The 25,571-nt window shown below is 64.6% G+C and carries 24 protein-coding genes; 9 read left to right on the forward strand and 15 right to left on the reverse strand.

The annotated features are described in order from the left end of the window. Positions 1 to 62: 62 nt before the first annotated feature. The 7 genes from BGI01S_RS16525 to BGI01S_RS16555 form a co-directional block, all read right to left on the reverse strand. The gene (locus BGI01S_RS16525) at positions 63 to 1,112 is read right to left on the reverse strand and encodes a hypothetical protein (protein WP_174447414.1); all 1,050 of its coding nucleotides are present in this window, start codon (positions 1,110 to 1,112) and stop codon (positions 63 to 65) included. Positions 1,113 to 1,185: 73 nt separating this feature from the next. Continuing rightward, positions 1,186 to 2,115 (reverse strand): DUF2971 domain-containing protein, encoded by a 930-nt coding sequence (locus BGI01S_RS16530; RefSeq protein ID WP_084585401.1) that lies wholly within the window; start codon positions 2,113 to 2,115, stop codon positions 1,186 to 1,188. Between the two features lie 300 nt (positions 2,116 to 2,415). Next, complete coding sequence (glmS, locus tag BGI01S_RS16535; protein WP_042327031.1) at positions 2,416 to 4,233, reverse strand: glutamine--fructose-6-phosphate transaminase (isomerizing); 1,818 nt, start codon at positions 4,231 to 4,233, stop codon at positions 2,416 to 2,418. A 66-nt stretch (positions 4,234 to 4,299) separates the two neighbouring features. Continuing rightward, positions 4,300 to 5,661, reverse strand: a complete 1,362-nt coding sequence (glmU, locus tag BGI01S_RS16540) for a bifunctional UDP-N-acetylglucosamine diphosphorylase/glucosamine-1-phosphate N-acetyltransferase GlmU (RefSeq protein ID WP_042327082.1) — start codon at positions 5,659 to 5,661, stop codon at positions 4,300 to 4,302. Between the two features lie 126 nt (positions 5,662 to 5,787). Next, entirely contained in the window at positions 5,788 to 6,786 is a 999-nt protein-coding gene (gene ttcA / locus BGI01S_RS16545; protein WP_042327032.1) for a tRNA 2-thiocytidine(32) synthetase TtcA, read from the reverse strand. A 3-nt stretch (positions 6,787 to 6,789) separates the two neighbouring features. Next, positions 6,790 to 7,185, reverse strand: coding sequence for a dihydroneopterin aldolase (locus BGI01S_RS16550; RefSeq protein WP_007179890.1), 396 nt, complete (start codon positions 7,183 to 7,185; stop codon positions 6,790 to 6,792). Between the two features lie 46 nt (positions 7,186 to 7,231). Beyond that, positions 7,232 to 8,050 carry an SDR family oxidoreductase gene (locus BGI01S_RS16555; RefSeq protein WP_042327033.1) on the reverse strand — a complete coding sequence of 273 codons (819 nt, stop codon included), beginning with the start codon at positions 8,048 to 8,050 and terminating at the stop codon, positions 7,232 to 7,234. Between the two features lie 13 nt (positions 8,051 to 8,063). Between BGI01S_RS16555 and BGI01S_RS16560 the strand changes: the two genes are divergently transcribed. Both BGI01S_RS16560 and BGI01S_RS16565 read left to right on the forward strand, forming a co-directional pair. After that, positions 8,064 to 9,254: a class I SAM-dependent methyltransferase gene (locus BGI01S_RS16560; RefSeq protein ID WP_042327034.1), complete on the forward strand. Its 1,191-nt coding sequence runs from the start codon at positions 8,064 to 8,066 to the stop codon at positions 9,252 to 9,254. Positions 9,255 to 9,286: 32 nt separating this feature from the next. Next, on the forward strand, positions 9,287 to 9,481 hold the full coding sequence (locus BGI01S_RS16565) for a DUF2905 domain-containing protein (RefSeq protein ID WP_042327035.1): 195 nt from the start codon (positions 9,287 to 9,289) through the stop codon (positions 9,479 to 9,481). 77 nt (positions 9,482 to 9,558) lie between these two features. Here BGI01S_RS16565 and BGI01S_RS16570 read toward each other — a convergent pair whose 3' ends face one another. The 4 genes from BGI01S_RS16570 to BGI01S_RS16585 all read right to left on the reverse strand — a co-directional run bounded on the left by BGI01S_RS16570 (position 9,559) and on the right by BGI01S_RS16585 (position 14,505). Continuing rightward, complete coding sequence (locus tag BGI01S_RS16570) at positions 9,559 to 10,791, reverse strand: multifunctional CCA addition/repair protein (protein ID WP_042327036.1); 1,233 nt, start codon at positions 10,789 to 10,791, stop codon at positions 9,559 to 9,561. Continuing rightward, a complete protein-coding gene (locus BGI01S_RS16575) occupies positions 10,788 to 11,441 on the reverse strand; it encodes a glutathione S-transferase family protein (RefSeq protein WP_042327037.1) in 654 nt (217 codons plus the stop codon). The genes BGI01S_RS16570 and BGI01S_RS16575 overlap by 4 nt, the downstream gene beginning before the upstream one ends. A gap of 61 nt (positions 11,442 to 11,502) precedes the next feature. Beyond that, entirely contained in the window at positions 11,503 to 12,456 is a 954-nt protein-coding gene (locus BGI01S_RS16580) for a complex I NDUFA9 subunit family protein (protein WP_042327038.1), read from the reverse strand. Positions 12,457 to 12,537: 81 nt separating this feature from the next. Continuing rightward, positions 12,538 to 14,505, reverse strand: coding sequence for a lytic transglycosylase domain-containing protein (locus BGI01S_RS16585; protein ID WP_042327039.1), 1,968 nt, complete (start codon positions 14,503 to 14,505; stop codon positions 12,538 to 12,540). A 77-nt stretch (positions 14,506 to 14,582) separates the two neighbouring features. Here BGI01S_RS16585 and BGI01S_RS16590 point away from each other — a divergent pair, with 77 nt between their 5' ends. Then, positions 14,583 to 15,125, forward strand: a complete 543-nt coding sequence (locus tag BGI01S_RS16590; protein WP_042327040.1) for a 5-formyltetrahydrofolate cyclo-ligase — start codon at positions 14,583 to 14,585, stop codon at positions 15,123 to 15,125. Positions 15,126 to 15,177: 52 nt separating this feature from the next. Here BGI01S_RS16590 and BGI01S_RS16595 read toward each other — a convergent pair whose 3' ends face one another. Continuing rightward, a complete protein-coding gene (locus BGI01S_RS16595) occupies positions 15,178 to 15,690 on the reverse strand; it encodes a winged helix DNA-binding protein (protein ID WP_042327041.1) in 513 nt (170 codons plus the stop codon). A gap of 206 nt (positions 15,691 to 15,896) precedes the next feature. Here BGI01S_RS16595 and pxpB point away from each other — a divergent pair, with 206 nt between their 5' ends. The 6 genes from pxpB (at position 15,897) to BGI01S_RS16625 (ending at position 22,441) form a co-directional block, all read left to right on the forward strand. After that, complete coding sequence (gene pxpB / locus BGI01S_RS16600) at positions 15,897 to 16,550, forward strand: 5-oxoprolinase subunit PxpB (protein WP_042327042.1); 654 nt, start codon at positions 15,897 to 15,899, stop codon at positions 16,548 to 16,550. After that, a complete protein-coding gene (locus BGI01S_RS16605) occupies positions 16,547 to 17,599 on the forward strand; it encodes a 5-oxoprolinase subunit C family protein (RefSeq protein WP_042327043.1) in 1,053 nt (350 codons plus the stop codon). Before pxpB ends, BGI01S_RS16605 begins: the two co-directional genes overlap by 4 nt. A gap of 19 nt (positions 17,600 to 17,618) precedes the next feature. Then, positions 17,619 to 18,371: a 5-oxoprolinase subunit PxpA gene (gene pxpA, locus BGI01S_RS16610; RefSeq protein ID WP_042327044.1), complete on the forward strand. Its 753-nt coding sequence runs from the start codon at positions 17,619 to 17,621 to the stop codon at positions 18,369 to 18,371. 331 nt (positions 18,372 to 18,702) lie between these two features. After that, complete coding sequence (locus BGI01S_RS16615; RefSeq protein WP_042327083.1) at positions 18,703 to 19,449, forward strand: DUF969 domain-containing protein; 747 nt, start codon at positions 18,703 to 18,705, stop codon at positions 19,447 to 19,449. Next, complete coding sequence (locus tag BGI01S_RS16620; protein ID WP_042327045.1) at positions 19,446 to 20,402, forward strand: DUF979 domain-containing protein; 957 nt, start codon at positions 19,446 to 19,448, stop codon at positions 20,400 to 20,402. The genes BGI01S_RS16615 and BGI01S_RS16620 overlap by 4 nt, the downstream gene beginning before the upstream one ends. Before the next feature lie 182 nt (positions 20,403 to 20,584). After that, on the forward strand, positions 20,585 to 22,441 hold the full coding sequence (locus tag BGI01S_RS16625; RefSeq protein WP_084585402.1) for a tetratricopeptide repeat protein: 1,857 nt from the start codon (positions 20,585 to 20,587) through the stop codon (positions 22,439 to 22,441). Here BGI01S_RS16625 and BGI01S_RS16630 read toward each other — a convergent pair. From BGI01S_RS16630 to BGI01S_RS16640, 3 genes are read right to left on the reverse strand one after another with little or no spacing between them, the layout of a single operon-like run. Further along, positions 22,386 to 23,558: a TraB/GumN family protein gene (locus BGI01S_RS16630; RefSeq protein ID WP_042327046.1), complete on the reverse strand. Its 1,173-nt coding sequence runs from the start codon at positions 23,556 to 23,558 to the stop codon at positions 22,386 to 22,388. The two genes, BGI01S_RS16625 and BGI01S_RS16630, sit on opposite strands and share 56 nt — an antisense overlap. Beyond that, positions 23,551 to 24,570 (reverse strand): peptide ABC transporter ATP-binding protein, encoded by a 1,020-nt coding sequence (locus BGI01S_RS16635; protein WP_042327047.1) that lies wholly within the window; start codon positions 24,568 to 24,570, stop codon positions 23,551 to 23,553. Before BGI01S_RS16635 ends, BGI01S_RS16630 begins: the two co-directional genes overlap by 8 nt. Continuing rightward, the gene (locus BGI01S_RS16640) at positions 24,567 to 25,571 is read right to left on the reverse strand and encodes an ABC transporter ATP-binding protein (protein WP_042327048.1); all 1,005 of its coding nucleotides are present in this window, start codon (positions 25,569 to 25,571) and stop codon (positions 24,567 to 24,569) included. The genes BGI01S_RS16635 and BGI01S_RS16640 overlap by 4 nt, the downstream gene beginning before the upstream one ends.

Consider the following 25,571-nt stretch of genomic DNA (forward strand, 5'->3'; position numbering starts at 1 on the left):
TCGCCGCGAGTCGCTCGGTGCTCTCCTACAATGTCAGGCGAGCCATGGCAGGCCCGCGTCCTTCAACCCACCTCAGCGTTGCCCTGCTGTTTCGTCGCCGCCTGCATCGCGTCCTTCACCCATGGGGGTGTGAGCGCGTCGGATATTTCGGCCAAAAGGTTATCGGTTCCATCGAACTTCGCCTCAGGAAACGTCCAGGCACAGTCCGTCGACCGCTCGTAGACCACAATGCCCTCAGGTACAAGTCTCAGTGAAAAACGAGCATCCGCTCGGTGCGCCTCCGGTAAAGCCACATGGAACTGGCCGTTCGAATCGAGCACCAATTGCGCTAGCGCGCGCAGATTGCGTCGCAATCTCATCATCTCGTCCGTCACCTTTCCGGGAGTCGACGCAGACGTCACGCCATGGCCTGGCGAAAAGTAGGCCTTTCCGTCTATGAGCAGCGGCGCCTCGATACCCGATTTTCGAAGCAGCTTCCGGTCTTCATCGCTAATTTCGCGCTCAGGAATTACAACACCACGTTTGAGTTCGAATGGTTCCATCACAGACGGCCAATTTCGAGCCACGACCCTGATTAGGTCTTCTCGCGCGAAGCGTAACGGGTCGCCATGCAACGGATGTGTCGAATGGGGTTGTATGTCGACGAAGAGTGCGACGTCTCGACCGAACACCGCGAACAAGAGGAAGTCTCCACGGGCAGAGAAATAGGCATCTCCGTCTGTCTGTTTTTCAGCGACATGCAGATGATGAATTCCCCAGTCAGCCCAAAGCAAGTCGGTTCTCTCATTCCGGTTCTTGCCACTGGAATCGGACCGCATCAGGCCCTTGCCTTGAAACGGATTGATGTCCTCGCCATTCAAAATTGCCTGCTCGAGTGCTCGAAGCGCACGAGCGGTGGGCTCATCAAGTGACTTTGGGAACCGGTCGGAAACATAGATTTGGCGCGGACGCGGGTCGATTACCCTCAGGCGATAGTCTAGCCACCGCAGCAGTGGAGCATGCAGCCCATCGACCGCTCGGCCGTGTTTCAGGCCGAACCCGGCAATAAGTTCGGTCGCAATCTGGTCGGCATTTTTAAGAAATTCCCCGGTCAATCCCTCTAGCGTCTGCACATGTTTTCCTTCTGTATGTACGACTGCTCCTCGTAGCTCATAGTCCGTCTATTCATGCTTCGGACGGTGCGCTTCATTTGAGCGTGCGTCCAGAAATCTCCCCGGTCGCAGTCATTGGGTCGAACTCAAAATCGTCCATGGCGAAGTGTGCCGACTCACGCAGGCCAAACGCCTCAATCTCCCAAGGGTCGATTTGGTACCGCGCAAGTTTGAAGCCGTCATCCCGCGAAGTGACTTTATAAAATTTTGGCTCTTCTCGAGACTCGGCAAACAGTTTAACGATAGTCGTGACGATAGCGGCGTCGCAGCGCAATCCAAAGTGAACGGAGCCAATCCGGAACGGCCGGTCTTGCTTTCCGTTTGTCTTCGACACCGCGCGCCATTCCCTTTCGTATTTCCACTGCGGTGCCTTTGCGAAAAAATACTGGTCGAAAATCTTTTTCTTGGCCGAGGTTGAGCGCCTGAGCAACCACTCAATCAAGTCGCTGACGTTGACGTATCGACTGGAGTTGTAGTCCACCGGGCCAAGCACTTGGCATCTGTGGTCATCGGTCAGATATTCGACGCAAATTCCTCGATGCTCTTCCGCATAGTGGCTCCACATCAACGGATTGTCCCAGCGCGAAGCCGCTGAAAAAACGCCGAAGTCCTTGAACTGTTGTTTAAGGAAAGCGTCAATGTCGCGAACTAGGAACTGCGTGTAAGCCCGCGTTCCGTCCGCGCCGTCGGCGTACTTGCCGCCGTCCTCAGTCGCGCTGTAGCGATAACTGCTCATTGCGTCGACAGCTCGCTCCCTGCCAAGTTGCTTGAGGGCAATACTCTTCCAGAGGCGCTCGACTTCTTTCCACTCTACGTCAACAAATACGGTCGGATTGCAATCAAAGGGGTCATTGAATGTGGCCGGCTTTGCAAAGAAGACTTCCGCCTCACTCACCATACGCAGCGTGTGGGTGCTGAACGAACGGTACTTATAGAGCCTACGTGGTGGCGGCTTCATATCCATTCAAATAGTCTCAGCTCAAACTATAAGCACAAACGGCCACCGAAAGGTGGCCGCTGCTTGGGGGTCATAGGGCCATTGCCGGCGCACTAGTCGTGGGGAACACCGCACGCCGAGGCGCGATTCTGGAACATACGTATCCTTGCCTTATATCGCGAAAGATTCGAACAATTTTCTATAAAAATCAATTGCTTGACCGTTCAAACCATCAAGCTAAATCCGGCTAAATTGCACAATATTTTTCACTGAAAATTGCAGAATATTTTTTGGCGCCCCAATTCAACCTGGGTACCCGTCGCGCCCTCACTCCACCGTCACCGACTTCGCCAGATTGCGCGGCTTATCCACATCCGTCCCTCGCGCACACGCCGTGTGATACGCGAGCAATTGCAGCGGCACCACATGCAGAATCGGCGACAGCAGGCCATAGTGCTCCGGCATCCGGATCACATGCAGCCCTTCGTCGTTGACGATCTTCGTATCAGCGTCGGCGAACACATACAGCTCACCGCCGCGCGCGCGCACTTCCTGGATATTCGACTTCAGCTTTTCGAGCAGCGCGTCGTTCGGCGCCACCGTCACCACCGGCATCGCTTCAGTCACGAGCGCGAGCGGCCCGTGCTTCAGCTCGCCGGCCGGATACGCCTCGGCGTGAATATACGAAATCTCCTTGAGCTTCAGCGCGCCTTCGAGCGCGATCGGGTAGTGCAAGCCGCGCCCGAGGAACAGCGCGTGTTCCTTGCGCGAAAACTCTTCCGACCACGCGATGATCTGCGGCTCCAGCGCCAGCACGCTGTTCAATGCCGCCGGCAAATGGCGCAACTGTTTCAGGTAGCCGGCTTCCTGCTCGTCGCTCAGATGCCCGCGCAGTTTAGCCAGCGTGGCCGCCAGCACGAACAGCGCGACCAGCTGCGTCGTGAACGCCTTGGTCGACGCGACGCCGATCTCGCGACCCGCGTGCGTGAGGAACGACAACTCGGTCTGACGCACCATCGCGCTCGTGCCGACATTGCACACCGCCAGCGTGTGCTTGTGTCCGAGGGACTGCGCATGCTTGAGCGCCGCGAGCGTATCCGCCGTCTCGCCCGACTGCGAGATCACCACCACCAGCGACTTCGGATTCGGCACCGACTCGCGGTAGCGATACTCGCTGGCGATCTCCACCTGGGTCGGAATTTTCGCGATCGATTCGAGCCAGTACTTCGCGGTCAGTCCCGAGTAGTAGCTCGTGCCGCACGCAAGAATCAGCAGGCTGTCGATCTCCGCGAATACCTTGCCCGCGTCTTCGCCGAAGATCGAGGGGTCGAACGAATCCGCTTGCGGGATCGTGTCGGTGATCGCGCGCGGCTGTTCGAAAATTTCCTTCTGCATGAAGTGACGATACGGGCCGAGTTCGACCGCCCCGCCATACGCCGCCACCTGACGCACTTCGCGCTGCGCTTCGTTGCCGTCGCGATCGACGATGCGCACGCCGTCGAGCGACAGCTCGCACACGTCGCCCTCTTCCAGGAAGATGAAGCGTTCGGTGCTGCCCGCGAGCGCCAGCGCGTCGGACGCGAGGAAGTTCTCGCCGTTGCCGAGCCCGACCACCAGCGGCGAGCCCTGCCGTGCGCCGACCACCGTGTGCGGCTGATCCTTGTGCAGCACCGCGATCGCGTACGCGCCGTGCAATTGCGCTATCGCTTCACGCACGGCGGCGAACAGGTCGCCGCGATACACGCTGTGAATCAGGTGCGCGATAACCTCGGTGTCGGTCTGCGAGACGAACTCGTAGCCCTTGCCCCGCAGCATTTCACGCAGCGTCTCATAGTTCTCGATGATGCCGTTGTGTACCAACGCGAGCGCATCTTTCGAGAAGATCGGGTGCGCGTTGTCGGTCACCGGCGCACCGTGCGTCGCCCAGCGCGTATGCGCGATCCCCGTGATGCCGTCGAAATGCCCTTCGTGCACCTGCTCGTCGAGATCGGCGACGCGCGCGACGCTGCGCGCGCGGCGCGGCCCGTTCTCGCCCAGCACCGCGACGCCACACGAATCGTAGCCACGGTACTCGAGGCGCCGCAGTCCTTCGATCAGGACGGAAACAATATTACGTTGCGCAACCGCGCCGACAATGCCGCACATGGCTCATTCCTTTTTCATGCTCATGCTGGGTTTCAGGGAGCGCGCTTCGCGCACGCGTCGTGCCCATCAGCTCTTCTTTTTTACCGGGCGGACATAGCCCGTTTTGCTTGTTTGCGTTTTATCGTTCAGAACCAGCGCGTCGGCTTCGACGTCCTTCCACACCGTGGTGCCCGCCGCGATCGTCGCGCCGCGCTTCACGCGCACCGGGGCGACCAGCTGCGTGTCCGAGCCGACGAACACGTCGTCCTCGATGATCGTGCGGAATTTGTTCGCGCCGTCGTAGTTGCAGGTGATCGTACCCGCGCCGATATTCACGCGCGCGCCGACATCCGCGTCGCCGATATACGTGAGGTGGTTCGCTTTCGAGCCGCGCCCGAGCACCGCGTTCTTGATCTCGACGAAGTTACCCACATGAGACTCGTCTTGCAGCGATGCGCCTGTGCGCAAGCGCGCATACGGTCCGAGCACGACGTTCGCGCCGACCTCGGCGCCTTCGATGTGCGTGAACGCATCGACGCGCGTACCGGCGCCGATGCTCGCGTTGTGGATCACGCAGTTCGGTCCGACGGTGACGTTGTCGGCCAGCGTCACGCGGCCTTCGAACACGCAGTTCACGTCGATCGACACGTCGCGGCCGCATTCGAGCGTGCCGCGCACGTCGACGCGCGCCGGATCGGCGAGCGTCACGCCTGCGACCAGCAACGCGTCGGCAACGTTGCGCTGATGAATCCGTTCGAGTTCGGCAAGCTGCTGTTTGCTGTTCACGCCGAGCGTTTCCCACTCGTCGTCCGGCTGCGTGGTGACGACTTCGAGCCCGGCTTCGATCGCCATTTCGACCGCGTCGGTCAGATAGAACTCGCCTTGCGCGTTATCGTTCTTCAACGCCGCGAGCCAGCCGGCGAGACGCTCGGTTGGCGCGACGATGATGCCGGTATTGATCTCGGCGATCTTCAACTGCTCGGCGTTCGCGTCTTTCTGTTCGACGATGCGCTGCACCTTGCCGTGCGAATCGCGCACGATGCGACCGTACCCGGACGGGTCGTCGAGCGTGACGGTGAGTACGCCATAGCCGCCCTGCCCCGCGCGCTCGGTGAGCACGCGCAGCGTGCTGGCGCGCGTGAGCGGCACGTCGCCGTACAGCACGAGCGTGGGCGCGGACGGATCGAGCAGCGGCAGCGCCTGCTGCACCGCGTGGCCGGTGCCGAGCTGCTGCTCCTGGACGGCGAACTGGACGTCCGGCGCCGCGACGGCCTCGCGCACGGCTTCTGCGCCGTGGCCGATCACGACGACGAGTCGCGCAGGCTCGAGCGCGCGAGCCGTGTCGATGACATGAGCAAGAAGCGGCCGGCCGGCCAGGGGATGGAGCACCTTGGGAAGCGCGGACCGCATGCGCTTGCCGGTGCCTGCCGCCAAAATGACGATGTTCATGGCGTCGGCAATGAGTGAGTTTGTGGCCGACGATTCTATCATGCGACCTTTCGTGCAAAAGGCGCGCTGGCGCGCATTTCCGGCAGGTGGATTAGCGCGAAAACGCCCATTTTCCGGGCGTTTCCGTCAGATATCGTCGAACTGGACGATGGAGATCGATTTCGCCGCGCCGAGCGTTGCGCCGTCGTCGTTCGCGGTCGAACACGGCTCTTCGTCGAACGCGATATCGCCTTGCGGATCGGCCTCGCCGGTCGCGCGCAGGCCCGCGAACGGGAACAGCTTGTGATCCATCAGATGCGACGGCACGACGTTCGACAGCGCATTGAACATGTTCTCGATGCGTCCCGGGAAGCGCTTCTCCCAATCGCGGATCAGCGCCTTCATTTCGGCGCGCTTCAGATTGGGTTGGCTGCCGCACAGATTGCACGGAATGATCGGGAATTCGCGCAGCTCCGCGTACTTTTCCAGATCCGTTTCCTTCACATACGCGAGCGGGCGGATCACGATGTTCTTGCCATCGTCCGATTGCAACTTGGGCGGCATGCCCTTCAGCTTGCCGCCATAGAACATGTTCAGCAGCAGCGTTTGCAGGATGTCGTCGCGATGATGGCCGAGCGCGATCTTGGTCGCGCCAAGCTCGCCCGCGACGCGGTACAGAATCCCGCGCCGCAGCCGCGAGCACAGCGAGCAGGTGGTCTTGCCTTCCGGCACCAGCCGCTTGACGATGCTGTAGGTGTCCTGATTCTCGATGTGAAACGGAATGTCGAGCTGCTTCAGATACTCCGGCAGGATGTGCTCCGGGAAGCCCGGCTGCTTCTGGTCGAGATTCACGGCAACAATGTCGAAGTTGATCGGCGCGCGTTCGCGCAGCCGCATCAGGATGTCGAGCATCGCATAGCTATCTTTGCCGCCCGACAGGCAAACCATCACCTTGTCGCCTTCCTCGATCATGTTGAAGTCGACGATTGCCTCGCCGACCTGACGCGCGAGGCGCTTGAACAGCTTGTTGTTCTCGTACGCTTCTTTTTGCTCACGACGCGTGAGCGGCGACTTGGCCTTCGTGGCGGATTGCGAGGCGGCTTGCACAGCGTCCAGCGTGTCGTTCAGGATTTCCGGCGCATTCATGGCTCAATCCTCTTTGATGCGGAAAACTTCGACGCCCACCGCGTCGCAGTCGGGGTACACGTCCGGCTTCTCGGTCGACACGCGCGCGGCGCGCACCTGCGGATGCTCGAGCATCGTCTTCACGAGGTCGTCGCACAGCGTTTCCTGCAAGTGGATATGCCCTTGCTCGACGCGGCGCGAGATGGTGGAGCGCATGAAGTCGTAATCGACCACTTCGTTCAGCTTGTCGTGAACCGGCGTGGACAGCGCGAGCGGCACGAACAGTTCGACGTTGATCACGACGCGCTGCTCGCCGCGCTTTTCGAAATCGTGCACGCCGATGTTGATGTGCACTTCGTAGTTGCGCAGAAAGAGCCGGCGGCAATCGGCGAGCCGGGGGTGCGAAAGAGCGGCAAACATGTTCGTTCCAGTCGAAAAAAGCGTGCGGGGCACGCAAGGGGGCGCTTCAGGCGCCCGTCAAAAACATTACGTCGCGCGGCAGCGGCACGAGATGCTGCCCGCCGTCGACCACCAGCGTCGTTCCGGTGACACCGGCCGCATCCGCGAGATACAGCGCGGCGGCGACAATATCCTCGGGCCGCGACGCACGGCCCAGAGGCGTTACACGGTGAGCGGCCGCGAAGCCGTCCTCGGTTTGATCGGCGGATTGCATCGTGAGGCCCGGCGCGAGCCCGACCACGCGCACTTTCGGCGCCAACGCCTGGGCCAGCGCGACCGTGGCTGTCTGCAACGCGGCCTTCGACAGCGTGTACGACAGGTAATCCGGATTCATGTTGTACAGCTTCTGATCCAGCACGTTGATGACCACCGTGCGCTGGCTTTCGTCGCTGCGCGCGGCCTCCGGCGTCGCCTCGTACAGCATGCGCGCGAGCACCAGCGGCGCGCCGAGATTCATCGCGGTCAGCTTCAGCAGCAGTTCGTAGCCGACGTTGTGCGCGGTGTCCTCCTCGAAGCGCGACGCGTTGTTGACGATGCACACCGGCCGGCCCAAGGCCTCCGTACAGGCTGGAAGCAACCGCTCGACCTGCGCCTCGTCGCTCAATTCCGCGTGCAGCGCGACCGCCCGGCGGCCGAGCGCGGCGATTTCCGCGACCACTTCGTCGGCTTCTTCGCGCGACGCGCCGTAGTGGACCGCCACGTCCCAACCGCGCGCGGCAAAGCCGAGCGCGAGCGCACGCCCGATGCGGCGCGCGGCGCCGGTAATCAGCACGACGCGCGGCGCGGCGGGGGTACGGTCAGCGGCGGTGTCCAGAGAGACGGTCATTTACAATGCGGGGATGAATCCGAAAGCTCACCAACCCGATAGTTTACCTGCTCCCGGCCCAGGCGCGCTCGCGCAGTCCGAAGCGCTGGTCGCGCACATCCGCGCCGAGCTCGACAGCGCCGGCGGCTGGCTGCCGTTCGACCGCTACATGGAGCGCGCGCTGTACGCGCCGGGACTCGGCTATTACAGCGGTGGCGCACGCAAATTCGGGCTGCGCGGCGACGACGGCAGCGACTTCGTCACCGCGCCGGAGCTGTCGCCGCTGTTCGCCGCGACGCTGGCTCGCCCGCTCGCCGAGGCCTTGCAGGCGAGCGGCACGCGCGACGTGATGGAGTTCGGCGCGGGCACGGGAAAACTGGCTGCCGGTCTGCTGAACGCACTCGATGAGCTGGACATCGAGTTCGACAGCTACTCGATCGTGGACCTGTCGGGCGAATTGCGCGAGCGTCAGCGCGAGACGATCGCGGCGGCGGCGCCCGCGCTGGTCGCCAAAGTGCGCTGGCTCGACGCGCTGCCGGAGCGTTTCGAGGGTGTGGTGATCGGCAACGAGGTGCTGGACGCGATGCCCGTGCGGTTGTTCGCGTCGACCGGCGGCGTCTGGCAAGAGCGCGGCGTGGTGTGGCGCGACGGGGCGTTCGCCTTCGACGACCGGCCGGTGTCCGCAGCCGCGGACCTCGCGCTGCTATCGGAAATCGACACCGCCGGCGACGACTACCTGACCGAAACGCACGAAGCTGCCAGCGCGTTCACACGCACCGTGTGCACGATGCTCGCGCGCGGCGCGGTGTTCCTGATCGACTATGGTTTTCCGCGTCACGAGTACTACCACGCGCAGCGCGCGCAAGGCACGTTGATGTGTCATTACCGGCACCGCGCGCACGGCGATCCTTTTTTGTACCCTGGCTTGCAGGACATTACCGCGCACGTGGAATTCACGGGCATCGCCGAAGCGGGTGTCGAGACCGGCGCGGACCTGCTCGGCTTCACGTCGCAAGCGCGCTTCCTGCTGAATGCAGGGATCACCGACGCGCTGTCGGACATCGATCCGTCCGACACCGCGCGCTTCCTGCCCGCGGCGAATGCGGTGCAGAAGTTGTTGTCGGAAGCGGAGATGGGCGAGCTGTTCAAGGTGATCGCCTTTTCGCGCGGACTGGACGACACGCTGCAGGCATTTTCCAGCGGCGACCGTTCGCATACGCTGTGATTTTTTGCCCTGTCGGGCGTTAGGAATTCGTGATGATCCGCTGGCTGTTGACCACGTTCGTGGCCGTTGCGGTGCTGTCGAGCTGCTGGCCCTGGCTCAGGAAGCTCGGCATCGGCCGCATGCCCGGCGACGTGACCTTGCGCATGTTCGGCCGGGAGTATCCGTTCCCGTTCATGTCGACGCTGGTGCTGTCGATGATCCTGTCGTTGCTGGCGAGAGTGCTGTAGGTCCGGTTGGCCTTCGAGCAGCGCGGCATGCGCCGTCGTGCTCAAAGGCCAAAGGCAATCGCCCCGAACCGCCCTGCCTACTCGAGCGCCGCTTCCACCGCGCGCACCCGCTCCTGATGCACGGCATCCTTGATGCCGGCCGGCGCATCGGCCAGCCGTTTAGCGACCGCGCCGGCATCCACGCCGCGCGCCGCGACGAGTGCCACTCTGAGCCGCTCGGCCTGCGGATAGTCGCGCATCTCGAAGCCCAGCCTTCCGCGCGCATCCGCCTCGCAGGCCTGCAACGCTTCGGCGAAGCGCGCCGGTTTGCGAATCGCGTCGCTGCGTTCGAGCAATCTCACCAGCGCGGCCGCCCCCATCTCCGTTACGCGATGAATGTTGCCGTGCTCGCGCGCCACCAGCAGCGCGAGGTCGCGGCAGTCGTTCGGCACCCGTAGTCGCTCGCAGAGCGGCCTCAGTAGGTCGACACTGCGCCCTTCATGGCCGATGTGCCGCGGCAGTATGTCCTCGGGCGTGGTCGCCTTGCCGAGGTCGTGCGTCAGCGCGGCAAAGCGCACCGGCAGCGCATAACCCTGCTGTGCCGCATGGTCGATCACCATCATCACGTGGATGCCGGTGTCCACCTCGGGGTGATAGTCGGCTCGCTGCGGCACGCCGAACAGCGCGTCGATTTCCGGCAGAATGCGCGCCAACGCGCCGCACTCGCGCAGCACCTCGAACATGCGCGACGGCTTCTTCTCCATCAAGCCGCGCGACACTTCCTGCCACACGCGTTCGGCCACCAGCGCGTCCACTTCGCCGTCGGCGACCATCTTGCGCATCAGCGTCAGCGTTTCCGGCGCAACCGTGAAGTCGACGAAGCGCGCCGCGAAGCGCGCAATCCGCAAAATCCGCACGGGGTCTTCGAGGAACGCGTCGCTCACATGCCGGAACAACCGCGCCTGCAAATCGGCCTGACCGTCGAACGGGTCGACAACCGGCCCCGTCAATTCGCCGTCCGGACGCAGCTCGCGCGCCATCGCGTTGATGGTCAGATCGCGCCGCGCGAGATCCTCTTCGAGCGTCACGTCCGGCGCATAGAAGAACTGGAAGCCGTGATAGCCCGCCGCCGTCTTGCGCTCGGTGCGCGCGAGCGCGTACTCCTCGTGCGTCTGCGGATGCAGGAACACCGGAAAGTCCTTGCCCACCGGACGATAGCCCTGCGCCACCATCTGTTCGGGCGTCGCGCCGACCACCACGTAATCGCGGTCCTGCACCGGCACGCCCAGCAACTCGTCGCGGATTGCGCCGCCTACCGCGTAGATATTCATGGGCATACGTCTTGGTACGGAACCGCGTGAGTCTCGCGACGCGCGGCGTCGATCCATGCTTGCACCGCCGGCAACGCGGTGATCCGCTCGACGTATGCCGTCGCGGTTTCGGACAGCGCCGGGCGCCACGTATTGAAGCGCATCGCCACCGGCGCGTACATCGCGTCGGCAATGCTGAACTCGCCGAACAGGAAAGGGCCGCCATGCGCGTCGAGGCAGTCGCGCCAGATCGCCTCGATCCGCGCGATATCGGCCAGCACGCCCGGCGTCGCGTTCTTGCCTGGGAACGACGCGCGAATGTTCATCCACATGTTCGAGCGCAACTCGCCGAAGCCCGAGTGCATCTCGGCGCTCACGCTGCGGGCGCGAGCACGCGCCGTCGCGTCGCGCGGCCACAGCGCATGCTGCGGGAAACGCTCGGCCAGCGTCTCGGCGATTGCCAGCGAATCCCACGTTGCGTGCTGCGCATCGTCGATCAGACACGGCACCTTGCCCGCTCCCTGCGGCGTGTGAGCGAGGATCGCCTCGGTCGTGCCGGGCTGGTTCAGGTGGATCAGCACTTCTTCGAACGGAATGCCGAAGTGCGTCAGCAGCAGCCACGGTCGCATCGACCATGATGAGTAGTTCTTGTCACCAATAAGCAGTTTCATGCTTCGTATCAATTGCAGAGAAGAGAAAGGGATGCAACGAAGGGGACCTCGCGTTCACCGTTCAGCGTCCGGCGGTGGCGCGAAACGTGTCGAAGCGCGAACGCGTCGACACACCGGTCAGATACACGGGCGCGATCGCTTCGATGCTGGCCGGCTCCAGGCCAAGCTCGGGCGCGAGCGGGCCGCTCAACACGTTGTCGACTTTCATCGAATCGAGATTGTCGCGCGAGATCACCGGTTCGCCAGGCGCCATTTCGAAGGTCAGCGCCTGCAGGCGCGCCAACGCGTCCGGCAAACGGATGATGCGCGCATGCTTGCCGATCACGTCGCCGCAATACGTGACGAGGTCTTCGAGCGAGTAGACGGTCGGGCCGCCGAGTTCGTAGGTCCGGCCGCTCGCGGCATCGAGGTCGAGCACGTTGACGATCGCCTTCGCGACATCGTCGACATACACCGGCTGGAACTTCGCGTCCGGCATCGCGAGCGGCAGCACTGGAAACACCCGCTGCAGGAACGCGAACTTGTTGAGGAACTGATCCTCGGGACCGAACACGACGGACGGCCGGAAGATCGTCCACGCGAGGTTCGCCGCGTGCACCGCTTTCTCGCCGTCGCCCTTCGAGCGCGAGTACATGCTGGGTCCATTCGGATCGGCGCCGAGCGCGCTGATGTGAATCAGCCGATGCACGCCCTTGCCTTCGCACGCGGCGACGATGCGGGTCGGCAATTCGACATGCGCGCGCGCGAACTCCGGACCATACGGCGTGCGACGTTTGCCATTCAACGTGGCCACGAGATTGATCACACAATCCGCGCCTTCGACGAAGCGCGCGAGCTGGACCGGATCGAACACGTCCGTTTCGATCACGTCGATGGGCAGCATGGTGAGATGGCGGGCGTTGTAGCGCCGCCGGGTGGCGATGCGCACGTCTTTGCCCAACTCGACGAGCGCGTTGACGAGGTGGCTGCCGATAAACCCGGAACCGCCGATGATCGCAATGGCTTGATGTCGCATTTTCGACTCCCTGGTGGAAGCCGCGGCAACGGCTGGCGTGGCGCGCCGGGGCCTCGGGCGAGGCCGCGGCGGCACGGCGCTTTACGGCGCGATATAACCCAGACGCGCCTTCAGCGATTGCGGACGGCCTTCGAACAACGCCGCGTAGTAGACCGTGTTGGACAGCACGTTCTTCACGTAGTCGCGGGTTTCCTGGAACGGAATCGCCTCGGCGAAGATCGCGCCTTCGACCGGACGCTGCAACGATTGCCGCCAGTTGCGCGGACGGCCCGGGCCTGCGTTATAGCCGGCGGTAGCCAGCACGGCCGACCCGTCGAACTGATTGTAGATCATCGACAGGTAGTTGGTGCCGAGCAGGATATTTGTGTTGATGTCGTTCATCTGCTCGCGCGAAATCGGACCGAGGCCGATCTTTTTCGCGACCAGTTGCGCGGTGCCCGGCATCAATTGCATCAGCCCGCTCGCGCCGACGTCCGAGCGCGCGTTCATGATGAAGCGCGACTCCTGGCGAATCAGCCCGTACGCCCATTCCACATCCAGCCCATTCGACTGCGCATCGCGCTCGACGATATCGCGGAACGGCGACAGATAGCGCAGCGAGAAATCGTGCTCGCTCTTCGTGCGGTCCGCCGTGTTGACGGTGCGGTCATAGAGCTGGATACGGCGTGCGTATTCGGCGGCCGCGAGCAGTTGCCGGTCGCTCATCGTGCGCAGCGGCCAGTTCCATTCGCGATTGCCTTCGAGCCGCAGATTCAGCGCATAGAAGCGCTGCGCCAGATCGAAGCCCGGCGTGCTGCCGGCCTGCTGCACTTCCGCGTCGCTCACCGCGGTTTTCGGCGGCACCGTGATCTTCTGGCCGAGTTCCTCGGCAGCCAGTTGACCGTAGAAGTTGTAGCCCTGCGCGATCGACTCGAATTCCTGGTTGGCCGTGGTCGTGTCGCCGGCCTGCTTCAGCGCGCGCGCGTGCCAGTATGTCCACGACGGCTGCTTGCGCAATGCCTCCGGCATCTGTTCGATCGACCAGCGCACCATGTTCCAGTCGCCGGCCAGCAGCGCGGTGCGGGTGCGCCACTCATACGCGGGATTCGACAACGGAGCGTTCGCCGACAGCCGGTACCAGTCCACCGCGCTCGGCATCTGCTTGGCGGCCGCCTGATAGGCAATCGTGCCCCAGCCGATCGCGCGCTCGGGCGAATTCAGCGACGGCGCCACCGACGAGAACGTGGCCGCAGCCATCGCCGGATCGTTGCGCGCCATACGCGTGATCGCCAGCAGCGCCAGTTGATGCGACTGCGCATCTGGACCGACGCCGCGCGCGAGCAGCAACGGCGGCGTGCTGGTTGCCTGGCCGAACAACACCGGGTCCGGTGCCTGGTCGCCTAGCGCGTCGAGCAGCTTGCTGCCCGTGCCGGTGTAGTTCTGTTCGTACGCAAGACGGATCTGCTGCCAGACGTCGTCGGCGCTGAACTGGCGGTTCGTGCCGAGCACGGTGATCAGATCGACGCAGCCGTCGCCGTACCATTTCGGATCGACCAGCAGCGCACGCGCCGCATCGGCAACGTTTTCGCCGCGCGACGCACGCGATTCGAGCGCGTAGCACTTCACCTGGGTGTCGTCGTTCAGCACGAAGCGCGCATATTGCTGGTCGAAGTTACGCCAGTCGTGACGCGTGCCGAGCACCGTGAGGTAGTCGTTGCGCATGCGGTCGGCAATCGCCTGGCCGTCGTACTTCTGCAGGAACGCGAGCACCGGCGCATCCGGCGCGTCGACGCGCGCATGCCCGGTCGAATCGAACAATTGCGGCTTGAGCTGGAAGTACTCCAGATACGAAGGCGCCGGATAGTTCGGGATCATGCTCGCGAGTTGCGCCGCGCGTGCCGCGTCGTTACTGCGGGCAGCCTCGCGCAACTGGACGAAAATCTGGTCGTCGTTGGTGAGTTGTGCAAGGGGAATGGGCTTGACGGCAGAGGCCGTGCTGCACGCGACGAGTGCCGCCGCGGCGAGCGCCAGACCGGCCGCGCGATATACTCGATAAATGCGTTTTGACATCGTTGTTTCTGGAGCGCGAATTGGACCCAAGCATAGCATGCAACCCCGTTCCGGCCGCGAAAAAGGCGCTGCGTCGGATGCTATTGGAAGCGAGGCTGCAAGCGGCTTCCGAGCCGGCGCACAATGCCGCGCTCGGGCGCCGCGTGCTCGATGCGTTGAAGCGCTATGGGGGGGACAGCATAGGATTCTACTGGCCGCTTTCCGGTGAATTCGACGCACGCCCTGCGATCTCGGTGTGGCTGGCGGCCGACGCACGGCGCGAAGCAAGTTTGCCGATTGTCAAAGAACGTGGCACGCCGCTCGAATTCCATGCGTGGACCCCCGATACGCAGATGAAAATCGGCCATCACAAAATTGCCGAGCCGATCTCCGGGCAAGTGGTGATTCCCGAGCTGCTGTTCGTGCCATGCGTCGGCTTCGACGAAGACGGCTACCGGCTCGGTTACGGCGGCGGCTACTACGATCGCACGCTGGCCGCGTGGCCGGGTTCGGCACGGCCACTGACGGTTGGCATCGCGTATGAAGCCTGCCGCACATCTGCGCTGCAGCGCGAAGCGCACGACATTCCGCTCGACCTGATCGTCACCGAGGCCGGTCTCTATCCTCGCGCGGCAAGTTGAGCCGGGCATGCGCGCGCATCGGCATGAGCCGCCGCGCCGCCGAGCCCTTCGCTCAGAGCGACGCCGCCGCCCGCGCGGCCGTGTCGTACAGACCGGACGCGTTGCGCATCAGCTGCGCCGCGTCGCCGATCTGCTCGTTGGTCAGCCCGCTTTCCTTCAGCGTCGAAATCAGACAGCTCTCGCGCACCTCGCGATACTTCAGGCACAGCTCGCGGCCCGCCTCGGTCGCCGAGAAGAACACTTCCTTGCCGGTTTTTTCGCTTTTTACGTACCCTCTAGCTACGAGCTTCTTCAACGCGTAGGTCGCGACGTGCGTGTCTTCGATGTTCAGCACGAAGCAGATGTCCGCCAGCTTCTTGCGACGCTCGCGATGGCTGACGTGGTGCAGGAGGGACACTTCGATGGCGGTCATGTCCTTGTCGCCGGCCGCCGACATGCATCGCACCATCCACCGGTTGAAGGCGTTGCCCGCCATGATCAGCGCGTATTCGAGTTCGGACAGTTCCGCGCTGGTCTCGGAGACGAGATGTTCCGAGGAGACGATCTTGGTGGGATGGCGCGACATAACGAAGAGTCCCGGGAGACAGGATGAGAAGGTGTCGGGAGTGTACGACGCGCGGCCGATCCCGGCGAGCCTGGCAAAAACGCTTATTGAGAAATTGTTGATATTTTATTGATAATGTACGCTTCATTCATCGCATACCCGGCGCGCCCGCGCGTCAGAGGGTCTACCGTGCCCGAACCCTCCCACTCGACCTGGGCCGATAAGCCATGAGCCAACCAAGAATCTTTCCGCTCGGCGATGCCGCGCTCGTCTGCGAAACGCCGCCGCCCGCCACGCTGGAGTGTCAGCGGCGCGTATGGGCGGCCGCCGAATCCGCGCGCGACTGGCCGCATGTGCTGGAGGTCGTGCCGGGCATGAACAATCTGACGCTCGTGTTCGATCCGCTCGAGGCCGACCGCGAAGCGCTCACCGAGCAATTGCTGGCCGCCTGGAACGCCGCGGGCAAAGCGGCGGAAGCCGGCCGCGAAGTCGAGATTCCGGTGCAGTACGGCGGCGAGTTCGGCCCCGACCTGCAGGCGGTCGCCGATCACACGGGCCTCACCGTGCGTGAAGTCGTGCAGCGTCACGCCGACGGCGAGTACGTGGTGTTTTTCCTCGGCTTCCAGCCGGGCTTCGCGTACATGGGCGGCCTCGAACCCGCGCTGCACACGCCGCGCCGCGCGTCGCCGAGGCTCGAAGTGCCGGCGGGGTCGGTGGGCATCGGCGGCGAACAGACCGGCATTTATCCGGCCGTCTCGCCCGGCGGCTGGCAGCTGATCGGCCGCACCGAGCTGCCGCTGTTCGACCCGGCGCGCCGTCCGCCGACGCTGTTGCAACCGGGCGACCGGGTGCGCTTCACCATCGCGGGGATACACGCATGATCGATGTGATTCGCGCCGGTCTGTTGACCACGATTCAGGATCTCGGCCGACACGGCCACCGGCATCTGGGCGTCGCGATGGGCGGCGCGCTCGACCGGCTGTCGCTCGAAGTCGGCAACCGGCTAGTCGGCAACCGGCCCGACGCGGCCGGTCTGGAAATCACCTTCGGCCCGACCGTGCTGCGGTTTCTGCGCGCGACCCGGGTCGCCATCACCGGCACCGAATTCGGCGCGACGCTCGACGGTAAGCCGGTCTATTCGTGGTGGAGCCTGCCGGTGCAGGCCGGCCAGGAGCTGGTGCTGAATGCGGCGAAGCGCGGCATGCGCGGCTACGTCTGCGTGGCGGGCGGCATCGACGTGCTGCCGATGCTCGGCTCGCGCAGCACCGACCTCGCCGGCCACTTCGGTGGACTCGGCGGCCGCGCGCTGCGCGACGGCGACCGCTTGCCGGTCGGCGCGCCGCAGCAGCGCGGCCATGTCGGCTTCTCACCCGAGGCGCCGGAGTTCGGCGTGAAGGCGCCCAGCTGGTGCAAGTTCGTGCTGGTTCACGAGCCGCTGCGGCGCGGCCGGCATCCGTCGGGCGTGCCCTGGGCGGTGCCGATCCGCGTGCTGCGCGGGCCCGAATACGACAACTTCACCGACGCGGCGCACGAATCGTTCTGGGCCGACGAGTGGCTCGTCACGCCGAACAGCAACCGCATGGGTTATCGCCTCGCCGGCGCCGCGCTGGAACGCACGCGCAAAACCGACCTGCTCTCGCACGCGGTGCTGCCCGGCACGATCCAGGTGCCGCCGAACGGCCAGCCGATCGTGCTGATGAGCGACGCGCAGACCACCGGCGGCTACCCGAAGATCGGCGCGGTGATCCAGGCCGATCTATGGAAGCTCGCGCAGGTCCGTCTGAACGCGTCCGTGCGTTTCATCCCGACGACGCCGTACGAGGCGCGCCAGGCTTTGCTGGAAGAACGCACGTATTTGCGGCAGATCGACGCGGCGATCGCGATGCATGAAGAACGCTGCGCGCGCCAGTCGGCGGTCGCGGCGCTGTAACACTGAGTAGGGGAACACCATGGAAATCGATTTGAACGCCGACCTCGGCGAAGGCTACGGCTCCGACGAGGCGCTGCTCGACCTCGTCAGCTCGGCGAACATCGCGTGCGGCTGGCATGCGGGCGGCCCCAATGCGATGCGCGAATGCGTGCGCTGGGCGGTGCAGAAAGGCGTGTCGATCGGCGCGCATCCGAGCTTCAACGATCCGGAGAATTTCGGCCGCAAGGAAATGGATCTGCCGGCCGGCGAGATCTACGCGGGCGTGCTGTACCAACTCGGCGCGCTGTCGGCGATCGCCCAGGCCGAGGGCGGGCGCATCGCGCACGTCAAGCCGCATGGCGCGCTGTACAACCAGGCCGCGCGCGACGCGAAGATCGCCGACGCGATCGTGTCGGCGGTGCACGACTTCGATCCGTCGGTGACGGTGTTCGCGCTCGCCAACAGCGGTCTCGTGACGGCCGCGCGCAACGCGGGTCTCGTCGCGATCGAAGAAGTGTTCGCGGATCGCGGCTATCGCGCCGACGGTTCGCTCGTGCCGCGCAAGGAACCGGGCGCGCTGCTCGACGATGAAAACGAAGTGCTGGAGCGCACGCTCGCGATGATCCGCGAGCAACGCGTGCAGGCCGTCGACGGTCAATGGGTGCCGCTAAACGCGCAGACCATCTGCCTGCACGGCGACGGCCCGCATGCGCTGGCGTTCGCGCGGCGCATTCGCGGCGCGCTGGAGGCCGCCGGCATCGAAGTGCACGCGGCCGGCGCCGCACGCGTCTGAGCGACGGCTTCGACGCGAGCCAGCACAGACAGCGCGAATCGACGCTTCCGACATCTCCAACGCCCCGCCTTCGAGCGGGGCGTTTGCCAGGGGCGGGACGGATTGCGGTAGCGGCGGCGAACCGGTCACGACAAACAGCAGCCACGGGAAAGCGCCGCGACCACAAATGCAGGTGCAGGTGCAGTTGCAGGTGCAGGTGCAGGTGCAGGTGCAGTTCGAAGCAAACGCGGCCATCAAGAGCCGCGGCAACAAGACGGCGCACGGAACACCGCGCGCCTTCCCAAGTCAGCCGCCACCCGCGGCGAGGTTAAAACCCTGTTTGGAGATCCTGATGCAGTCAACCGTCAGTCTATGGCCGCTTATCGGCGTGGCCGTCATCATCGTCGGCTTTCTATTGCGGTTCAATCCGATGCTGATCGTCGCGGTCGCCGCGATCGTCACCGGTCTCGCCGCGCACTTCCCACCTGAAAAAATCCTCGCGCTAATCGGCACCGGCTTCATCAAAACGCGCAACATCCCGCTGATCATTCTCCTGCCGCTGGCGGTGATCGGCCTGCTCGAACGGCACGGGTTGCGCGAGCGCGCGCAAGCGTGGATCGCCGGCATCAAGGCGGCCACCGCCGGGCGTCTGTTGATCGTCTATCTGCTGGTGCGCGAGCTGACCGCCGCGGTCGGCCTGACCGGCCTCGGCGGCCATCCGCAGATGGTGCGTCCGCTGATCGCACCGATGACCGAAGGCGCGGCTGAAACGCGCTTTGGCAAGATCAGCGACGCGGTGCGCTTCAAGTTGCGCGCGTACGCCGCGGCCACCGACAACGTGGGCCTCTTCTTCGGCGAAGACATCTTCGTCGCGTTCGGCGCGATCGTGCTGATGACGACCTTCCTGAAAGAAGCGGGCATCGTCGTCGAGCCGATTCACGTCGCGCTGTGGGGCATCCCGACCGCGATCTGCGCGTTCATCGTGCACGGCTTCCGGCTGTATCTGCTCGACCGCCGGCTCGAACGTGAGCTGCGCGGCAATGCCAGCGGCGGCGCCGCCGTTTCGCCGACGCAATCCGCTGCGGGAGACAAAGCATGACGTTCACGATCACCTATCTGTTCTGGCTGCTGGGCGTGGTGCTGCTGATCGTCGGCGGCATGATCGTCACGGACAGGACGCACCCGCGCCGTTTCACCGCGGGCGGCTTCTGGATTCTCTACGCGCTGATCTTCCTGATCGGCGACCGATTGCCGCCGGCGGTGGTCGGCGTCGCGGTGATCGTGATGGCGCTGATCGCCGGCTTCGGCGGCGTCACGGCGGCCAGGCCGAAAACGCTGTCGCTCGAAGCGCGCAAGGCGAGCGCCGCGCGTCTGGGCAACAAGCTGTTCGTGCCCGCGCTGACGATTCCGGTTGTCACCGTGATCATCACGCTGTCGGCGAGCCATCTGGTGTTCGGCGGCACGCCGCTGATCGAGAAAGCCAACGTCACGCTGATCGGCTTCGGAATCGGCTGCGTGATCGCGCTCGCGGTGGCCTGCGTGATGACGCGCGACACCGTCGGCCAGTCGATGAAGGAAGCGCGGCGTCTCGTCGATGCGCTGTCGTGGGCCGCGGTTCTGCCGCAGATGCTCGGCATGCTAGGCCTCGTGTTCTCCGACGCGGGCGTCGGCAAGGCGGTCGCGCACGTGACCACGTCGTACATCAGCCTCGATTACCGCTTCGTCGCGGTGGCCGTGTACTGCATCGGCATGGCGCTCTTCACGATGGTGATGGGCAACGGCTTCGCCGCGTTCCCGGTGATGACGGGCGGCGTCGGCGTACCGATTCTGGTCGGCGTGTTTCATGGCAACCCGGCGGTGATGGTCGCGATCGGCATGTTCTCCGGCTACTGCGGCACGCTGATGACGCCGATGGCCGCTAACTTCAACATGGTCCCTGCCGCGCTGCTTGAACTGCCGGACAAGAACGCGGTGATCAAGGTGCAGATTCCCACCGCGCTCACGATGCTGGTCATCAACATCTTGCTGCTGAATTTTCTGATGTTCCTGTAGGACGTCGGCAATGTATGGCGGCCAGTGCCGCTGTATCGCACGCGCTTTGCGGATCGGACGCGACCGAATGAGGAAGCGTCCGATCATCGCGACAGGGAGCGGCACATAAGATCGTGGATGGTCTCCCATCCACCGCGTCGGTGCGCGCAACGCGCGCCGCCTGCGCTCCCCAGCAGGTGTCCATGGAACATCCATCCCGTCGCGACGGCGGCACCACTGCGCGGTCGTCCGCCGCCCACGTCACCCCATTGATCGACGCCGCGCTGGCCGCGCACCGGGCAGGCCGGCTCGACGCCGCCGAACCTCTTTACCGTCAAGCGCTCACGCTCGATCCGAACCATGCGCCGGCGCTGCACTACTTCGGCATCCTGCACTATCAGCGCGGCGAGCATGACACCGCCGCGAGCCTGATGAGCCGCGCGCTCAAGCTCGACCGCCACGACGCCGCGTGCTGGAGCAACCGCGGTCTGGTCGCCGCCGCGCTCGGCCATCTCGACGAAGCGACGATCTGCTACGACCAGGCGCTGCAATTGCAGCCGGATTTCGCCGACGCGCGCAACAACTTCGGCGTCGCGCTGCAAGCGCAAGGCTCGCTGAGCGAAGCGCTCGAACAATACCGGCTCGCGCTGGCGTCGAACCCGGGGATGATCGACGCGCATCTGAACCTCGGCACGGCGCTGAGCAAGCTCGGCCGTTTTGACGAAGCGCTCGCGAGCTACCGCGACGTGCTCGCGATCGACCCGAACATGGCGGAAGCGCATTTCAACGCGGGCAATGCGTATCAAGCGCAAGGCCGCCACAACGCGGCGATCGCCAGTTTCGAGCGGGCGCTCGCGCTGCGCGCCGATTACGCGGAGGCGCACGTCAATCTGGGCAGCCTGATCGGCCGGCTCGGCGACTATGCGGGCGCCGAAGCGCATTACCGGCGCGCGGTCGCGCTCAGGCCGAATCCGACGCACCTCGTGTGTCTGGGCGGCTCGCTCGCCGCGCAAGGCCGGCCCGACGAGGAGGAGGTTTTCTATCGCCAGGCGCTCGCGCTCGATCCCCACCACGCGGACGCGCATCAGAACCTCGCATGGCTGCTGCTCAAGCGCGGTGATTACAGGCAAGGCTGGGCGGAGTTCGCGCTGCGCTGGCGCAAGCGCGACTACGACGCAATCGCGGTGCTGGGCGTCGCCGAATGGCATGGCGAACCGCTCGACGGGCGGCGTCTGCTGGTGGTCGGCGAACAGGGCTTCGGCGACCACTTCCAGTTCCTGCGCTTCGCGAGCGTGCTGCAACAACGCGGCGCGACGGTCGACCTCTGCGTGCGCGAGCCACTACTGCCGCTGGTCGAACGGATCCCGGGCGTGAGTCGCGCGTTCAGCGGCCAGCCGCAAGGCGACTATGACTTCTGGGTGCCGATGATGAGCGTGCCGTCCTGCGTCGGTACCGAGCTGTCCACCATTCCGGCCGGGTTGCCCTACCTGTTCGCGGACAAGGCGAAGGTGAAGGCATGGCGCAAGCGCGTGGGGCCGGTCAACCGGTCGAAACGCAAAGTCGGGCTGGTGTGGGCCGGCAGTCCCACGTTCGGCAACGATCGCTACCGGTCGATGACGCTGGCTGACCTGAGCGCATTGAGCGAACTGAAGAGCGTCGCGTGGTATGCGTTGCAAAAAGGTCCGGCACATGCGCAACTGGCCGACGCGCCGTCGGCTTTCCGCGCGCACGATTTCACCGCCGAGTTGAGCAGCTTCGACGAGACCGCCGCGCTGATCATGCTGCTCGACCTGGTGATCGCCGTGGATACCGGCGTCGCGCATCTTGCGGCCGCGCTCGGCAAGCCAGTGTGGCTGCTGCTGCCGGCCAACTCCGACTGGCGCTGGCTGGAAACGCGCAGCGACACGCCGTGGTATCCGGGCATGAAGCTGTTCCGGCAGAAAAAGGTTGGGGATTGGGCGGCCGTGGTGGCACAGGTTGCCAAAACACTACAGGCGACTCACGTCACCCCGGCTCCACCACAAACCCGCGCTGCCGCAAAAGCTGCAGCACGCCCTTAGGCCCGCCCAGATGCAGCGCGCCGATCGCGACGAACACCGGCTTGTTTGGCGCGGCGATCTGCAGCATCCGCGAGACGAAGCGCCGGTTGCGTTCATAAACGATCCGGTTGTCGATCGAATCGGAAATGCGCTGGTCGCGCGCGAGGTTTTCGGACTTCGCGGCCTGCCACGCGGCGATTGCATCGGCGTCGCCGACCCGCCATAGCCGGTGCAACGCGCGTACGTCGGCGACGTTCTGCGCGGGTGTCTGCACCAGATCCTGCGCGAGCATTTCGCGCTGCTGCGCAAGCGAGAGGCCCGTGAACGCGCGCATCTGTTGCGGCAAGGTTTCGAGTCCAACGATCTTGCCGCGCGTCTTCAGATAGACGTTCTGCAATTGCGCCTCGGTGCCGTACTCGGTTTGCAGACCGGCGCTCAGCGAATCGTAGGTTTCGACCACTAGCGACGCGAGCCACGGCCGCATCTTCTTGATCGCATCGAGCGCGGCGGGATTGCCCCGCAGACGCAAAGCCAGCTTGTGCCACAACGGCTCGGGCAACGAACCGGGCAGACAGTCGCGCTTGCACACGCCGTACTTCGACACGTCGTCTTGCGAGATCAGCAGTTCGTCGGGGGAGAGTTCGAGCGCCAGGGTCGGGGAAGCAGCCAGTGCGGCGAGGATCGGTGCGCGAAACGGCTGCGCGGCGGGATAGTCGGCGGGGTCGCCGACATGCAGCGTGCCGAGCACGTAAATGGTGGTCGTGCCGCGCGTCGCGACATAGAACGGCATGCGCGCCGGCTGAGTGCGCACCGGGCCGCTCGCCGTGGTGCCCGGTGGCGCGGATGACGCGGGCGGCGGATTGAAGCCCGGCACGCTAGCGCGCGGCGGTTGCGCGGGCGACGGCTGCACGCCGGGCACCGGCACCGCCGGGCGCCCTGCCTGGGCCGGCGCAGTGGCCGCCGCGCCCGCCGCATACGCGAGCTCGGCGGGTGCCGAGCCGAGACACAGCGCAACACACACGCCGACGAGCGCGGCACCGTTCAGCGCACGCGCTCGCCAGCGCCGCGAGAAAGCAGCACCGCAGCCGCCATCACGCAAGCGGCGCGTAAGACGACGCGCCGCCACCGCATCAGGCATCCACGTCCCCCACCTCCTCGGCGCGGTGACACGACACCTGACGGCCATCCACTTCACGCAGCTTCGGTTCCTCGCTGCGGCAGCGGTCGATGGCGTACGGGCAGCGTTGATGGAACGTGCAGCCCGAAGGCGGATTCAATGGCGACGGCATTTCACCTTGCAGCTTGATCTTGATGCTGCGATCTTCCTCGAAGATCGACGGCGTCGCCGACATCAGCGCACGCGTGTACGGATGGCGCGGCTTCGAGAAGATACGCTTCTTGTCGCCGAGTTCGGCCACGCCGCCGAAGTACATCACCATCACGTCGTCGGCGATATGCTCGACCACCGACAAATTGTGCGAGATAAACACGTAGCTGGTCTTGAACTGCGCCTGCAAGTCCATGAACAGATTCAGGATCTGCGCCTGGATCGACACGTCGAGTGCCGATACCGGTTCATCGGCGACTACGATCTGCGGATCGAGAATCATCGCGCGCGCAATCGCCACACGCTGACGCTGACCGCCCGAGAACATATGCGGATAGCGCTTCGCATGCTCGGGACGCAGACCGACGGTGCGCATCATCTGCGCGATCCGTTCGGCGCGTTCCGAGGCGCTCATTTGCGTGTTGATCGCGAGCGGCTCGCCGAGCGTCTGCTCGACGGTCTTACGCGGATTCAGCGACGCAAACGGGTTCTGGAACACCATCTGCACGCGCCGCCGCAGCGCCGCGATCTTCGCGTGATCCGCACCAGCCACGTCCTCGCCGTCGATCAGCAAACGGCCCGCCGTGGGCGCTTCGATCATCGTGAGTTGGCGCGCGAGCGTGGACTTGCCGCAGCCGGATTCGCCGACCACCGCCAGCGTCTTGCCGCGCTCCAGCGCGAACGACACGCCGTTGAGCGCCTTCACCGTGCCCGACGTGAACATGCCGCGCTTGACCGTGTAGTAGCGCGCGAGCTGGTCGGCGACCAGCACGTGATCGCCCGTCGGTTTCGGCTGGCGCCGCGTTTCGGGTACTGCGTTCATCGTGCGCCTCCGCGGGTGTGAACGTTGGCGTCGCCGCTCAGGTTCAAGGGTTTGATGCAGCGCACGCGCGCCACTTCCGCATGGCCTTGCATCGGCGCAAGCGCGGGCCGCGCCTTCAGGCAATCGTCGACCACGTACTTGCAGCGCGGTGCGAACAGACACCCTTTGGGCCGATCGTCGCGCCCCGGCACCATGCCCGGCAACGCGGCCAGCCGCACCGCGCCGACGTTGTGCTCGGGAATCGCCGCCAGCAGCGCTTCCGTGTACGGATGATGGGGCGCCGCGAAGATGTCCGGCACCTTGTTCGTTTCGATCACTTCGCCAGCGTACATGACCGCGACGCGCTGCGCGACCTCGGACACCACCGCGAGGTCGTGCGAAATCAGCACGAGCGCCATGCCGCGTTCCTTCTGCAAGCGGATCAGCAGCTCCATGATCTGCGCCTGGATCGTCACGTCGAGCGCGGTGGTCGGCTCGTCGGCGATCAGCAGCTTCGGGTTGCAGGCAATTGCCATCGCGATCATCACGCGCTGGTTCATGCCGCCCGACATCTGATGCGGAAACGAGTTGATGCGCCCTTTCGGATCGGGAATGCCGACCTGGTCGAGCAGTTCCAAAGCGCGCTTGTCCAAAGCGCTGCCGCGCAGACCTTCATGCAGCTTCAGCACTTCCTTGATCTGATAGCCGACCGTGTAGCTCGGATTCAGACTGGTTAGCGCATCCTGGAACACCATCGCGATGTCCTTGCCGATGATCTTGCGGCGTTCCTTCGCCGACGCCTTCAACAGGTTCTTGCCGTTGAAGGTGATCTCGTCGGCCGTCACTATGCCGGGCGCGTCGATGAGGCCCATCAGCGCCATCATCGTCACGCTCTTGCCCGAGCCCGATTCGCCGACCACGCCCACCACTTCACCGGGCGCGACGTCGAGATTGATCCGGTCGACTGCCGGCAGACCGTTGAAGTTCACCGCCAGGTTGCGGATGGTCAAGAGTGAGTCCAT

The sequence above is a fragment of the Paraburkholderia ginsengisoli NBRC 100965 genome (genome assembly GCF_000739735.1).
Taxonomy (GTDB): domain Bacteria; phylum Pseudomonadota; class Gammaproteobacteria; order Burkholderiales; family Burkholderiaceae; genus Paraburkholderia; species Paraburkholderia ginsengisoli.